Genomic DNA, 13905 nt, shown 5'->3' with positions numbered 1-13905 from the left:
TTTGTTAATCAATTTCAAGGCCACCGGTGTAGAGGCGGTAATAAGTCCCGCGTTCTGCCATCAAGGAAGCGTGGTTGCCTCGCTCGATGATGCGTCCCTTGTCCATGACCATGATCACATCAGAGTTGACGATGGTTGAGAGACGGTGGGCGATGACAAAGACAGTCCGTCCTGCCATCAGGCGATCCATCCCCTCTTGGACCATCTTCTCTGTCCGTGAGTCGATTGAGGAAGTTGCTTCATCAAGGATCAAGACTGGTGCATTGGCCAAGGCAGCACGCGCAATAGCAATCAACTGACGTTGACCGTTAGAGAGACCAGCTCCATCATCGTTCAAGACGGTATCGTATCCTTGGTCCAAATGTTTGACGAAGGAATCTACATTGGCAATGCGGGCTGCTTCCAGGATCTCCTCCCGGGTCGCATCTGATCGACCATAGGCGATATTTTCTGCGATGGTTCCAGTAAAGAGGTGGGTATCCTGCAAGACGATCCCAAGCGAACGACGGAGCGAATCCTTCTCGATCAGCTTCACATCAATCCCATCATAGGTGATAGATCCTGATTGAATATCGTAGAAACGATTGATCAAGTTGGTAATGGTGGTCTTTCCTGCTCCTGTCGCGCCGACAAAGGCCACCTTTTGCCCCTTGTCTGCGTAGAGGTTAATATCGTAAAGGATTTGGTTCTTCTCATTGTAGGAGAAGTCTACATTGGTAAAGACGACATTTCCGACCAGTTTGACCAGTTCGTAGTCGCCATTTTCCCGAGGGTGTTTCCAAGCCCAGAGATTGGTCTTCTTATCAGTGATGACCATGCGACCATCGACCTCTTCATAGTTGACCAAGGTGACTTTCCCTTCATCCACTTCGACTTCTTCATCCAAGAGATCAAAGATCCGATCCCCCCCAGCAAGAGCCATGAGGACAAAGTTCAACTGTTGCGATACTTGGGTGATAGGTCCGTTGAAGGAACGGTTGAGCTGGAGGAAGGCCATGAGTCCACCAATGGTGAGGCCACTGATACCATTCAAGGCAAAGATCCCTCCGACCAGTGAGGTCAAGACGAAGGAGACATTTCCCAGGTTCCCCAAGATAGGCATCAAGACATTGGCATAGCGGTTGGCTTGGTAGGAAGATTCAAAGAGCTGGTCATTAATCCTCTCAAAGGCTTCAATACTTTCTTTTTCATGAACGAAGGCCTTGACCACCTTTTGACCAGACATCATCTCTTCGATAAAGCCGTTTTCAATCCCTAGGTTCTTTTGCTGATCGGCGAAATAGCGACCAGATTTGCCAGAGATATCTTTGATGACATAGGCCATGACTCCGACCATCAAAAGAACGAGAAGGAAAAGGAGAGGGCTAATCATGATCATGCTGACAGCTACCCCGATAATGGTGATGGCAGACTGCAAGAGCTGCGGGATAGACTGCTCGATCGCTTGGCGAAGAGCATCGATGTCATTGGTATAGATAGACATGATATCCCCGTGCTGGTGGGTATCAAAGTACTTCACAGGGAGCTTCTGCATACGGGCAAAGAGCTGGTTTCGTAGAGAGCGCAGGGTATCTTGAGATACTGTCGCCATAATGAGGGAGAAGCCATAGTTGGCCAAAACACCCAAAATACCGACTACTGCCAGCATCATCAAGAAGCTGAGGAGAGGACCAAAGTCCTTGCTACCACTATCTAACATAGGTTGGATGTATTGGTCCACCAAGGCCCGGATAGAGGAGGTAATATAGACCGTAGAGAGGGAGGCTGCCACAATGAGGATAGCCGCTAGTAGGAGAACAAACTTATATTGTTTCCACATATAGTCTAGCAAGCGTACGAGAGAGCCCCAGCTAGCTTTTTTCTTATTCTTCATCTGCTTGTCCTCCTTTCCCTTGGGTTTGCATGTCATAGACTTCACGGTAGATGGCATTGGTCTCAATCAAGTCGTGGTGAGTACCAATCGCATCGATCTTCCCATCATTCATGACCACGATTCGGTCTGCATCTTGGATAGAAGAGATCCGTTGGCCAATGATGATCTTAGTTGTGTCTTTAAGACTGGTAGCCAATCCTTGACGGATCAGGCTATCGGTCTTAGTATCGACAGCCGAGGTCGAATCATCCAAGATCAAAATCTTTGGATTCATCAAGAGGGCGCGGGCGATACAGAGACGTTGACGCTGACCACCTGACACATTGGCTCCACCACGTTCGATCATGGTATCATAGCCATCCTTAAAGTTCTGGATAAATTCATCCGCTTGAGCAATCTTACAAGCTTCTATGATTTCTTCATCCGTCGCGTTCTTATTCCCCCAGCGCATATTTTCCTTGATGGTACCAGAGAAGAGGACATTGGTTTGAAGCACCATGGCTACTTGCTTGCGCAAATGATCCAAATCATAGTTTCGCACATCCTGACCAGCGACCTTGACGCTACCTGACTCCACATCATAGAGACGAGGGATGAGCTGGACCAGACTAGACTTACCGGAACCAGTCCCCCCAAGGATCCCGATCACTTCACCCGAGCGAATGCTGAGGTTGATATCGGACAAGACATGGGCCTTGTCGCCATTTTCGTCCGTGTAGGCAAAGTCCACATGGTCGAAGGTAATCGATCCATCCGCTACTTCTGTCAGACCATTCTCCGGAGAGACGATGGTTGACTCTGTCCCAAGGACTTCATTGATCCGTTCTACAGATGCCATAGAGATCGAGAGCATCACGAAGATCATCATAAACATCATGAGGGACATAAGGATGGTCATGACATAGGCAAACATAGACGTCAGCTCACCAGTGGTAAAGCTTCCACCCACGATGAGTTGTGCCCCGATCCAAGAGATCAAGATAAAGGAAGCATACAAGGAGAGCATCATGGCTGGACTACTCAAAATCACGATGCGAATAGCCTTCATGAACATGTTGTAGATCAAGCGAGAAGCTTTCTTAAACTTGACAGTCTCTTTTTCTTCCTTGACATAGGACTTGACCACGCGCATGTTGGTGATGTTTTCCTGGATGCTATTGTTCAAGTTATCATAGGCATCAAAGACCTTGGTAAAGAGTGGATAGACGATCTTAGTAATCACACCCAAGACCAGCCCTAAGAAAAGGGTAATCCCTACAAAGATACTAGCCATCTGCGGATTGATCAAGTAGCTAGCAACGATAGCAAAGATCAGATTGAGCGGTGCCCGCACACAGATCCGGATCACCATCTGATAGGAGTTCTGCACATTGGTCACATCCGTCATCATCCGGGTTACCAGACCACCTGAGGAGAAGCTATCGATGTTTTCGAAGGAGAAAGTTTGGATCTTCTTGAAAATTGCCTTCCGTAGGTTCTTAGCAAATCCAGCTGAAGCAAAAGCCCCGTAGCGAGCCGACTGCATCCCACAGAAAAGAGAGAGAAAGGCGAAGACCAACATGAGGAGACCATAGGTGAGAACAGTGGTCATATCCCCCTTCTGAACCCCCTTGTCCAAAAGCGTCGCCATAATGAATGGAATAGAAATCTCAAACATGACCTCAAACACCATATAGAGTGAGGCTAGAATAGAGGGTTTCTTGTATTCCTTGATTTCAGCAATCAATGACTGAAGCATAGTTACCTCCTAAAAATACTAGTTAGTAAAGTTTTCTTTACTGGCAGTCCATTTCCGAACAAAGAAACAGTCCTTCGTTCTGAGAGGATTGCGCCTACAAAAGAAAGCTATAGAAAGAGAAAGCACCCTGACAGCGTTACTGTAGGGACGACTTTCATTATTCATACTACTTAGTATAGAGGAATATGGAAGAAAAATCAAACATTTAGGTAACATCACTAAAGAATATTCCAATTTGGCCATCTTGAAACCTAGTAAGCCAGATTTCTATTTAAACCGTATTCCTATTCACTGGTACTGAGGGACACCAAGCTCAAGGCCGCAACCCCAATACCAATCACAAACTGCAGGAGGATCCCCACAGAGATAAAGGACCATTTGTTGCGCCAGATTAAGTAAAAGGCCCCCTTCAGGTCCTGCCAGTAGCTCCGTTTCATGATGTCTCCCTTTCATTTCTATTATTCCCCTAGAATAGCGGAAAAGCCTCTCTCTTTCAATCATTTATCACAAGCAAAAAAGGCTGGGAAGCCCAACCTTTTTAATAATTCTATGGCAGATCATTACCCGCAGCCAGGTAGATTTGGTACCATTCCTTACGCGTTAGGGTTACTGTTGTTGCTTTCCCCGCTTCAAGGACATGCTGGGGTTTGGTCGTTCCGATGACGGCCTGCATCTTACCCGGATAGCGGAGGATCCAGGCTAGGGCAATAGCGGTCGGAGTGACCTTGTATTTCTTCGCCAAGTCATTGAGGACATGATTGAGGGCCGCAAACTCTTCCTTGCCGACAAAATTCCCCTTGAAATAGCCATGCTGGAGGACAGACCAGGCTTGAATCACTGTATCCGTTAAACGACAATACTCAAAGACACTGCCATCTCGCACGGCTGCTTTTGGCCCTTCCATATTGACATGAAAACCAGCTTCAAAGCTCGGTGTAAAGGCGGCACTCAACTGCAACTGGTTAACCTTGAGAGGCTGTTTGACAGCCTTTTTGAGCAATTCCATCATCATAGGATTTTGATTGGACACTCCAAAATGACGGACCTTGCCCGCTTGCTCCAAGTGATCAAAAGCTGCTGCTACTTCTTCCGGCTCCATGAGAGCATCCGGTCGGTGAAGGAGGAGACTATCTAAGCGCTCGATCTGCAGGCGCTCGAGGATGCCATCGACGGAGTCCGAAATATAGTCCCTAGAAAAATCAAAATAGGTAAAGCCGTCTTTGCGAATGCCACACTTGGACTGGATCCACATCTGATCTCGAAGATCCGGACGGCGTTTGAGAACCTTACCCAACAGGACCTCACACTGGCCATCACCATAGATGTCCGCCAGATCAAAAGTGTTGATCCCAATTGACAAGGCTGCCTCCACCAAGGCCTCCACCTCATCTTCACTCATCTGGCTGATCCGCATCATCCCAAGGACAATCGTGGACAGATGCTCATTTTCAGCAAACTCAATATAGTTCATGTCCGCCTCCTTTTCATTCTACTTTCATTATAAAGTAAAGAGGACTAAACAGCAATGATTTCACAAAGCAAAGAGACTGGGACAAAAAGTCCTAGCCTCTCAATTGTCTTTGGATTGTCGAGCAAGACGCAGTGGTTGAGTGGGCTCTACTACGCTGATTTCATCAGCTTTTATAGCCCTACTCAACTGTGCGGAGGTGGGACGACGAAATCGAATTCTAATAAATTACCGATTTCTGTCCCACTCTCGTCTCTTTTAGCGATAGCTTAAAGCCTTTTTAACAGTCTTGACTAAACCTAGATCATCTGTTTGTAGGATGAGGCTTGAATAGATTTTTCCAATGATCATGGTGCCGAGGAGCGTGAAGGCCAAGGCAATTCCGAATGACCCCCACGATTCAAGTCCACTTGCATAGCCATTAATAGTACGGAATGGCATGAAGAAGGTTGAAATGAATGGAATGTAGGATCCAATCTTCAATAGAGGGACATCTCCTGCGCTACCCAAGGCAGTCACTCCAAAGAATCCAACCATCACTAACATCATCAGAGGAGAGAGGGCCTTTCCTGTATCTTCTGGACGAGCAACTGTTGAGCCTAGGAAAGCTGAAAGAACAACGTACATGAAGATTCCGAGAATGATAAAGAAGAAGGTGTTCAAGGAAATAGATTGTCCAATATGTTGGGTGATAGGAGAGTCTGGAGATAAAATATCTTTCACAAGAGGAATGGAATCTCTAAACATCCAAACACCTCCCAAGCCGACTGCATAGATACCAATATGGGTAAAAATTACTCCAAAAAGACCAATCATGCGAGCATAGAAATAGTGAGTTGCACGAATGCTTGAGAAGACCACTTCCATAATCTTGGTTCCTTTTTCACTGGCTACCTCTTGAGCAGTGATACTTGAATAAAAGATCAGAATCATGTAAAGAAGAAAACCGATTCCTCCAGCTACCATGGTTTGCACCATTTTTAGCCCTTCTTTCTTCTCATCAATTTTTTCAGTCAATGAGACCTGTTGCGAAAGGGCTGTTAACTGCTCTTGGCTTAAGTCCGCCTTAGAAACATTGAGCATTTGTTGGACCTGACTCAATTTTGCCATAAGGACTGATTTGAAATCTGGCTTCATGGCATCCTCACTCTGGTAGCGAGCCTCTAGCTGGCCATCCTTTTCTTCAACTGTGAGGATTCCCTTGATTTCTTCCTCTTTCATGGCCTTCTTAGCTGCTGCTTCATCCTTATAGTCAAAGGTCAAGCCATCAGTTCCTTTCAAGCCTTCCTTGACAGGAGCTTGATCTGTAATCAAGGCAATATTGCTTTTCGCAGAGGTAGAAGAGCCAACGAAGTAGTTTATTCCGATCGTCAATCCAATGAAGATAAAGGGAGAAAGAACCATCAGGAAAAAGCTCCATGATTTCACTTGGCGTAAATAAGTTTCTTTGATAACAATCAGCATCTGTTTCATACTTCTACTCCTGATTCTAGTTTAAAGATTTCATCAATGGTTGGGGCTTGTTGGTCAAAGGTTGCAATATAGCGACCCTTGGTCAACTGGTCAAAGAGGTCTGGACCTGCTGTCTCATCATCCAATACCAACTTCCATAGACCTTGCTTGGTCATAGTCACTTTAGTCACATGAGGCAATACTTCCAACTCCTCTTTACTGAAGTCATTGGATACGAAGAGACGAGTCTTCCCGAAACTATTGCGAACTTCTTGTACGGGACCTGAAAGAATCACTGATCCATCACGAATCATAACCAACTCATCACAGAGTTCTTCCACATTGGTCATGACGTGGTCAGAGAAGATAATGGTCGCACCGCGTTCTTTTTCTTCAAAGATGACCTGCTTGAGCACTTCCGTATTGACAGGATCCAGTCCACTAAAAGGCTCATCCAAAATGATCAATTTTGGCTCATGGATCATGGTAATAATCAATTGAACCTTTTGCTGATTCCCTTTTGAAAGGCTCTTAATCTTATCGGTTAATTTCCCTTTTACTTGGAGCTTTTCCATCCAGATTGGCAGTTTCTCCTTGACCTCAGCAGTTGACATTCCTTTGAGATTAGCAAGGTAACGGACTTGCTCATAGATGGTTAACTTAGGCATAAGGCTTCGCTCTTCTGGCAGGTAGCCAATTTCCTTATAGGTTTCTTGACTGATTGCTTGGCCATCCAATTGGATATCACCACTGTAGTCAAGGAAGCGGAGGATACTATGAAAGATAGTGGTCTTCCCAGCTCCGTTCTTCCCGATCAAACCTAAGATGGATCCTTTTTTCGCAGTCAAGTCAATCCCGAACAAGACCTGCTTCTTGCCAAAACTCTTTTCTAAATTTCTAATTTCTAACATGGATGACTCCTTTACTCTTTATAATAACGTTTGGTAATCTTGTATTGTGAAATAAGGATATAAATATAGATGATGGAGACAACGAACAAAGCTAAGAGAATATCCGTATGGAAGGCAATCCCAATGATTAAGAGACCAATGAGAAGGCTCGGCAAGATATAATTGCTTAACTTGACCACCACTTCAAAATTTTCCTCGTAGTTAATCTGCTTTTCTGCTTCATCCATCATACTCATCATAAATTCCCGCACTTCCTTGGCATTGGCATTGCGGGGAATCGGTTTTCCATAAATCAGATGGAAGGTCTTGCGAAAGAAGATATCCGATAGGAAAAATAGGGCAAACAAGACAAGAAAGAGATAGAGCATGGTAAAAGTTCCAAAGATAAAAGCCAAGTGCCCTGTGGAAGGTCTATCCATATACACCAATTGACTATAAAAGATGACGACTAAAAAGTATGGCAAGATCATGATACCTTTAAAAATGGTCGCTAACCCATACAGTTTTTCCTTCTGGATGTCATAGTGATAGGCTTCGTCTTCGTCTTCTATCTGGAGCATTTTTTGATGGACTTTTCTCGCGCTTATGAGTAAGGCTATCGTGACCATAAACAAGATAAGAAACAAAAGTATTGAGCCCAAAAGGAGTACTTCTTTACTAAAGAAGGATTGGATTTCAAGGGGCTTTTCGGATCCGAACATGCCTATCAAAAAACCAATGACTCCTCCAATCAAGCCGGAACCTGTGATGATTCCGACATTTCTCCAAAAACGGTAACGAGCGGATCGTTCTTGTTGTTGCTTTTTCATTGTTATTCCTCTCCCTCTACTAGACTAAAGACATTCTCCACCGGTTCCTTGAAAATTTGGGCGATTGTGATGGCAATAATAACCGAGGGGGTGTATTCCCCCCGCTCCAAGAGACTGATGGACTGGCGCGAGACCCCTGCTAGCTTAGCTAGCTCGGATTGGTTGAGTCCATCACGCGCCCTCAGCTCTTTCAGTCGATTTTTTAAGATCATGGCTTTCGCCCCCTTATAGTTGAATACCTTGAATATCTTCGATGCGGACTAATTTGGTTTCCCTTTGTTGTTTATGATTCACACGAGTCAGTTTAACCCAATCTTCATCGATATCCAAAATTTCATACTCGAATCCAACACCACTTACTAAAACAGTGGCCGTTTGGCCTTTCAATTCTTCTAAAAGTCTAGACATGTCTTGATTTCCTTTCACTTGTTTTTCTAATCTTTTGATGCGTTTGTTCAACCTTTTTATCTTCTTTTCTGAGCTTGCATAAATGATAATCAGAAAAAGGATAAAAATAATCCACACGGCTCCCATAAGAAAACCTCCTCTTCTTTCAACTAAAATCATTGTAACACTTCTTTTTCTTTTTGACAAGTATATTTGTCAAAAAAATAAAAATATTTGTCAAAAATAGAAAGATGGTTGACATGGATATTTTGAATCCTTAAAGGAATTTCTTTATTTTTATAGGGTTTTAAGCTCTATATCAAGTAAATTCTGTAAGAAAAAAACAGCTGAGAAATTCTCAACTGTTCCAAATTTTTACGATTTACCGCACTTCTGCGTCTACTTTTTCTTCAAGGGAAGCTTGGATTTTTTCCATGTAGCGTGCGACTTCTTCGTCTGTCAAGCTATCTTCTGGATTTTGGAAGGTCAGACTGTAGGCCATAGACTTCATTCCGACACCCAGTTTTTCACCTGAGAAGACGTCAAAGAGCTTGATGTCTGTCAAGCGTTTCACGCCCGCAGCTTGGATGGCATCGACCACTTCTTGGTGGGTCACTTCAGCTTTGAGGAGAAGAGCGATATCACGGCTCACCGCTGGGAACTTGGTGATTTCCACAAATGGAGCGGCTGGTTGAAGGGCTGCTTCGATAGCTGAAAGGTTAAGCTCTGCTACATACGTCTCTGGAATATCATAAGCCTTAGCCGTTACAGGATGCACTTGACCGAGGAAACCAAGGACTTGGTCACCGAGTGAAATCAAGGCTGTCCGTCCTGGGTGAAGACTCTTGATCTCTTGCGTTGCGGTATAAGTCACCTCAAGACCCAAGCGAGCAAAGAGGGCTTCCAAGATTCCCTTGGCATAGAAGAAATCAACTGGAACAGCTGGCGTTTGGAAGTCTTTTTCAGCGACTAAACCTGTCAAAGCAAAGGCAAAACTGTTGATTTCGTTTGGCAATTCTTCTTTTGGATTTCCAGTTTGCTCGAAGACTTTTCCAATCTCGTAAAGGGCCAAGTCTTTGTTCTTACGAGCCACGTTGTAAGCAACGGTATCCAAAATACCTGAAACCATATTTTGACGAAGGACTGAACGATCCACAGTCATTGGCCACATGAGCTCAGTTAAGTTGCTTGGTGTAGTCGTAAATTCAATCGCTTTTTCAGGTGTTGTCAAAGCATAGGTGATGATTTCAGTCAGTCCTGCTCCTTCTGCAATGGTGCGAACTTTACGACGCAATTTTTGAGTCACAGTCAATTCACCGGCTGTCCCATCGTCTTTTGGAAGACTGGTTGGCAAGCGGTCATAGCCATAGATACGTGCGATTTCTTCAAAGAGGTCCGCTTCGATGGTGATATCCCAACGGCGACGTGGTACGCTAACTGTGAAGCTCTCTGCATTTCCAGAAAGACCAAATCCAAGACGACGGAAGACATCTTCTACATCCGCGTAGGAAAGTTCTGTACCAAGGACACGGTTAACGTCTGCAAGGGTGGAAGAAACCTCTACATCCGAAGTATCCAACTGGCCTGCTGAAACGATCCCCTTCCGCACTGTCGCACCAGCCAATTCAGCAATCATGCTTGCTGCCGCATCAAGGGCTTCATTAACAGTTGCCACGTTGATGCCTTTTTCAAAGCGAGAAGATGATTCCGAACGAAGGTTGAGGCGACCGCTGGTCTTACGGATTGATTTACCATTGAAGACAGCAGCTTCAAGGACAACACGAGTAGAGTTTTCAGAGATTTCTGTAGCTTGTCCGCCCATGACACCTGCAAGGGCTACTGGTTTGTCAGCAACCGTAATCACTAAGTCAGTTACTTCCAAGTCACGTTCTTCCCCATCCAAGGTCACCAATTTCTCACCAGCACGCGCTTCACGCACACGGATGTCGTTTCCTTCAAAGGTATCCAAGTCAAAGGCATGCATAGGCTGACCAAAGTAAAGCAGGATATAGTTGGTCACGTCGACGACATTGTTGATTGGACGAATGCCTTCATTCATGAGAAGGTTTTGCAACCATTGTGGACTTGGCGCAATAGTCACATTGTCCAAGATACGGGCTGCATAGTAAGGTGCCTTGTCTGTGTCAATGCTGACTGAAAGAGCATCTGCTGCAGCTTCGGTCGTTTCTGTTAAAGTAAATTCTTTGAAGGTCACTGCCTTGTCATAGATGGCTACCACTTCGTACGCAACCCCACGCATAGAAAGAGCGTCTGCACGGTTTGGAGTGATGGAAAGTTCGATAATTTCATCATCCAAGTCTAGGTAAGAGAATACTTCCTCACCTGGTACTGCATCATCCGGCAAGATTTGGATGCCATCCGCAAATTCCTTTGGCACAACGGAGTCAGAAATGCCCAATTCACCAAGTGAACAGATCATCCCTAATGACTCTAAGCCACGGATTTTCCCTTTTTTGATCTTGTAGTTATCCGCGATGCGGGCACCCGGAAGAGCTACCATAACCTTGATGCCAGCGCGCACATTTGGTGCTCCACAGACGATTTGACGGGCTTCTTCTTCACCCACATTGACTTGGCAGACATGAAGATGAGTTTCTGGCACATCTTCACAAGACAAGACTTCTCCGACAACAATTTTTGAGAGACCAGTAGCTGGTGATTCCACACCTTCTACCTCGATCCCTGTGGTTGACATTTTTTCAGCCAACTCTTGTGATGGCACATCAATGTCCACCAATTCTTTTAACCATTTATAACTAACTAACATATGTAAGATACCAAGGGTTCTACTGAAATCTAGATGACTGTCCTAGATTTCCTTTGACCCTCGTTTAGATCCTTTCATTTTGTGTTTTCCAACTCGAGGCTGGCTTAGGTAGGTCTAGTAACCTCCCCTTCTCTAGAATAGAAGATTCTTGTCCATTCTAGGTCAATTTCTTTCTCAACAACCAATCTATATCCACGGTATCTCCGGTAATATACTGGTGCTCACTAAATCGTTCAAATCCAAATCTGTAGTAAAAATCTTGCGCCTTAAAGTTGCGTTCCCAGACACCTAGCCAAGCCCATTCAAAGCCACGGCTTTTCGCTTGATCCAGCGCAAAGGTAAACATTTCCTTGCCGAAACCAGCCCCATGATATTCCTTTTTGACATAGATCCGTTGGATCTCAAAGGACTTGTCCATCTCTACTGGCTCCGTCTGCGCTTGCCCCCAGTTGATCTTGAGAAAACCACAGATTTCTTGTTCTTCATTGAGGACAAAATAGGTTTCGGATTCTGGATCTAGCAGATCCTTCTCGATTTGCTCCAAAGAGAGCACCGTAGAGAAGTACTCTTCCAAGTCTTCCTCAACAATATAGGGACCAAAGGTATCCCGATAGGTTTCCACCTCTAGGTCGCGTAAGGTCTGCAATTGATCGATTTTTACTCTAACTAACATGATTATTTAAACTGTTCTGAGAAGCGAACATCTCCTTGATAGAAGCCACGGATATCATTGATTCCATAACGAAGCATGGCTACACGCTCCTGACCAAGTCCAAAGGCGAATCCTGAATAGACTGTTGAATCAATACCACTCATCTCAAGTACGCGTGGGTGAACCATACCGGCCCCCATGATTTCGATCCAACCTGTCTTCTTACATACATTACATCCTGCTCCACCACATTTGAAGCAAGAGACATCTACCTCAACGGATGGCTCTGTAAATGGGAAATAAGAAGGACGCAGACGGATTTGGCGTTCTGCACCAAACATCTTCTGCACGATCAACTGAAGCGTTCCTTGAAGGTCTGCCATAGAAATGTTCTTCCCAACGACCAAGCCTTCGATCTGATGGAACTGGTGGCTGTGGGTCGCATCGTCTGTATCCCGGCGGAACACACGCCCTGGAGAGATCATTTTCAAAGGTCCCTTGCTAAAGTCATGCGCATCCATGGCACGCGCCTGAACTGGTGATGTGTGGGTCCGAAGCAAGATTTCTTCTGTGATATAGAAGGTATCCTGCATATCACGAGCTGGGTGATCCTTTGGCAAGTTCATGCGTTCAAAGTTGTAGTAGTCTTTTTCGACTTCAAAGCCATCTACAACTTGGTAGCCCATCCCGATAAAGATATCTTCGATTTCTTCACTGGTTTGGGTCAAGACATGGCGGTGACCACTTGCAACTGGACGTCCCGGAAGGGTCACGTCGATACTTTCACTAGCCAATTTAGCTTGAACTTTCTTTTCTTCCAAGAGCTTGGCTGTTTCTTCAAAGGCAGCCGTCAAGACATCACGGGCTTCATTGACATGTTTCCCGATGACCGGACGCATTTCAGCAGAGACATCTTTCATCCCTTTAAGGATTTCAGTAAGGGAACCTTTTTTCCCAAGGAGAGAAACGCGTAGCTCTTGCATCTCTTTTTCATTTTCAGCAGAGATCTGCTTCAAGGCTGCCAGCGTTTCTTCTCGAAGCGCTTTTAGTTGTTCTTCAATCGTTGACATATTTCCTCCATCATGGTCCTCACTCAGACATAGAAAAAACCACGTGCCACACCCATATTCGGAGCGTTGACACGCGGTACCATCCGTTTTTTATCTGAAACTCAGACCTTAATTTCTAAATCCTTGCGCAAGTGAATTCACTCAGCTTTCATGCAAAGAGCTTTCAGTCACGGCTCTTCTCCCTGTTGCACTTCCCTTGAGGTACTAGTCTTGCAGATTTCTATTCAATTACTATCTAGTTTAGCAGAATTTTAGTTAAAAAACAAGTTAGATGAGACTAATTTCAACATAGAAGGGAACAAGACGCAGTGCATTATCTATTTGCCTTGTCTCTTTCATCTACTTTCTTTTTTAATAGAAGAGTTGCTGCTTGGTTAAAGCCATCACACCAGTTATACCATTTCGCTTCATACTCATCTTGAGGTAAGATATGATTTTTTAAGTCCAAAACAGAGCAAATCTTTCTTTCCTCACAAGCTTGCGCATAGAGATCATACAACTCATCGCCACCATCTCTATCAAACTCAGCAGAAATTGTATCTTGACCTGCCAATAAAGCCTGATAAGCCCTGTGATGCCCATCTGTAATCAACAAGCCATTGCCAAATGCCAGAATACTAATTGGATCAAGATTGATAATTTCTTCCGACTGATAAAGCAACTGGATATTTTGTAACTTCTTTTCTGATAAATATAGTTGGGTCGGATGAAGATCTGCTATCTTGACTTTCATTTCTTTCTCCTCAAAGAAATTCGT

General features: G+C 44.7%; 13 protein-coding genes. All 13 read right to left on the bottom strand.

Annotated elements, in window-relative coordinates; genetic code table 11:
* Positions 1–4: 4 nt before the first annotated feature.
* On the bottom strand, positions 5–1873 hold the full coding sequence (locus ACOXXR_RS03220; protein ID WP_445278705.1) for an ABC transporter ATP-binding protein: 1869 nt from the start codon (positions 1871–1873) through the stop codon (positions 5–7).
* Positions 1863–3611 carry an ABC transporter ATP-binding protein gene (locus tag ACOXXR_RS03215; RefSeq protein ID WP_445278704.1) on the bottom strand — a complete coding sequence of 583 codons (1749 nt, stop codon included), beginning with the start codon at positions 3609–3611 and terminating at the stop codon, positions 1863–1865. Before ACOXXR_RS03215 ends, ACOXXR_RS03220 begins: the two co-directional genes overlap by 11 nt.
* A 284-nt stretch (positions 3612–3895) precedes the next feature.
* Complete coding sequence (locus ACOXXR_RS03210) at positions 3896–4048, bottom strand: dTDP-6-deoxy-D-glucose-3,5-epimerase (protein WP_123159054.1); 153 nt, start codon at positions 4046–4048, stop codon at positions 3896–3898.
* A gap of 110 nt (positions 4049–4158) precedes the next feature.
* Complete coding sequence (locus ACOXXR_RS03205) at positions 4159–5082, bottom strand: aldo/keto reductase (protein WP_445278703.1); 924 nt, start codon at positions 5080–5082, stop codon at positions 4159–4161.
* A 255-nt stretch (positions 5083–5337) separates the two neighbouring features.
* On the bottom strand, positions 5338–6552 hold the full coding sequence (locus tag ACOXXR_RS03200) for an ABC transporter permease (protein ID WP_445278702.1): 1215 nt from the start codon (positions 6550–6552) through the stop codon (positions 5338–5340).
* Complete coding sequence (locus tag ACOXXR_RS03195; protein ID WP_129821914.1) at positions 6549–7442, bottom strand: ABC transporter ATP-binding protein; 894 nt, start codon at positions 7440–7442, stop codon at positions 6549–6551. Before ACOXXR_RS03195 ends, ACOXXR_RS03200 begins: the two co-directional genes overlap by 4 nt.
* A gap of 11 nt (positions 7443–7453) precedes the next feature.
* Positions 7454–8251, bottom strand: coding sequence for a DUF3169 family protein (locus ACOXXR_RS03190; protein WP_023027049.1), 798 nt, complete (start codon positions 8249–8251; stop codon positions 7454–7456).
* 2 nt (positions 8252–8253) lie between these two features.
* Positions 8254–8463: a helix-turn-helix transcriptional regulator gene (locus ACOXXR_RS03185; RefSeq protein ID WP_003002675.1), complete on the bottom strand. Its 210-nt coding sequence runs from the start codon at positions 8461–8463 to the stop codon at positions 8254–8256.
* Between the two features lie 13 nt (positions 8464–8476).
* The gene (locus ACOXXR_RS03180; protein ID WP_023027050.1) at positions 8477–8785 is read right to left on the bottom strand and encodes a hypothetical protein; all 309 of its coding nucleotides are present in this window, start codon (positions 8783–8785) and stop codon (positions 8477–8479) included.
* Between the two features lie 235 nt (positions 8786–9020).
* A complete protein-coding gene (gene pheT / locus ACOXXR_RS03175; protein WP_445278701.1) occupies positions 9021–11426 on the bottom strand; it encodes a phenylalanine--tRNA ligase subunit beta in 2406 nt (801 codons plus the stop codon).
* A gap of 157 nt (positions 11427–11583) precedes the next feature.
* On the bottom strand, positions 11584–12099 hold the full coding sequence (locus ACOXXR_RS03170; protein WP_270615679.1) for a GNAT family N-acetyltransferase: 516 nt from the start codon (positions 12097–12099) through the stop codon (positions 11584–11586).
* A gap of 2 nt (positions 12100–12101) precedes the next feature.
* Positions 12102–13148, bottom strand: coding sequence for a phenylalanine--tRNA ligase subunit alpha (gene pheS / locus ACOXXR_RS03165; protein ID WP_445278700.1), 1047 nt, complete (start codon positions 13146–13148; stop codon positions 12102–12104).
* Between the two features lie 313 nt (positions 13149–13461).
* Positions 13462–13881, bottom strand: coding sequence for a chromosome partitioning protein ParB (locus ACOXXR_RS03160; RefSeq protein WP_342992064.1), 420 nt, complete (start codon positions 13879–13881; stop codon positions 13462–13464).
* Between the last annotated feature and the right edge of the window lie 24 nt (positions 13882–13905).

It is taken from the genome of Streptococcus sp. KHUD_013, assembly GCF_052588545.1.
The sequence above is the reverse complement of the archived record's forward strand: the minus strand, read 5'-3'. Positions and strand labels throughout refer to the sequence as shown.

What these genes read in the sequence shown, in the direction of transcription:
- ACOXXR_RS03185 (WP_003002675.1), bottom strand. Translation starts at nt 8,463, where the DNA reads ATGATCTTAAAAAATCGACTGAAAGAGCTGAGGGCGCGTGATGGACTC.
- ACOXXR_RS03200 (WP_445278702.1), bottom strand. Translation starts at nt 6,552, where the DNA reads ATGAAACAGATGCTGATTGTTATCAAAGAAACTTATTTACGCCAAGTG.
- ACOXXR_RS03160 (WP_342992064.1), bottom strand. Translation starts at nt 13,881, where the DNA reads ATGAAAGTCAAGATAGCAGATCTTCATCCGACCCAACTATATTTATCA.
- ACOXXR_RS03190 (WP_023027049.1), bottom strand. Translation starts at nt 8,251, where the DNA reads ATGAAAAAGCAACAACAAGAACGATCCGCTCGTTACCGTTTTTGGAGA.
- pheS (WP_445278700.1), bottom strand. Translation starts at nt 13,148, where the DNA reads ATGTCAACGATTGAAGAACAACTAAAAGCGCTTCGAGAAGAAACGCTG.
- ACOXXR_RS03220 (WP_445278705.1), bottom strand. Translation starts at nt 1,873, where the DNA reads ATGAAGAATAAGAAAAAAGCTAGCTGGGGCTCTCTCGTACGCTTGCTA.
- ACOXXR_RS03170 (WP_270615679.1), bottom strand. Translation starts at nt 12,099, where the DNA reads ATGTTAGTTAGAGTAAAAATCGATCAATTGCAGACCTTACGCGACCTA.
- ACOXXR_RS03215 (WP_445278704.1), bottom strand. Translation starts at nt 3,611, where the DNA reads ATGCTTCAGTCATTGATTGCTGAAATCAAGGAATACAAGAAACCCTCT.
- ACOXXR_RS03210 (WP_123159054.1), bottom strand. Translation starts at nt 4,048, where the DNA reads ATGAAACGGAGCTACTGGCAGGACCTGAAGGGGGCCTTTTACTTAATC.
- ACOXXR_RS03195 (WP_129821914.1), bottom strand. Translation starts at nt 7,442, where the DNA reads ATGTTAGAAATTAGAAATTTAGAAAAGAGTTTTGGCAAGAAGCAGGTC.
- ACOXXR_RS03205 (WP_445278703.1), bottom strand. Translation starts at nt 5,082, where the DNA reads ATGAACTATATTGAGTTTGCTGAAAATGAGCATCTGTCCACGATTGTC.
- pheT (WP_445278701.1), bottom strand. Translation starts at nt 11,426, where the DNA reads ATGTTAGTTAGTTATAAATGGTTAAAAGAATTGGTGGACATTGATGTG.
- ACOXXR_RS03180 (WP_023027050.1), bottom strand. Translation starts at nt 8,785, where the DNA reads ATGGGAGCCGTGTGGATTATTTTTATCCTTTTTCTGATTATCATTTAT.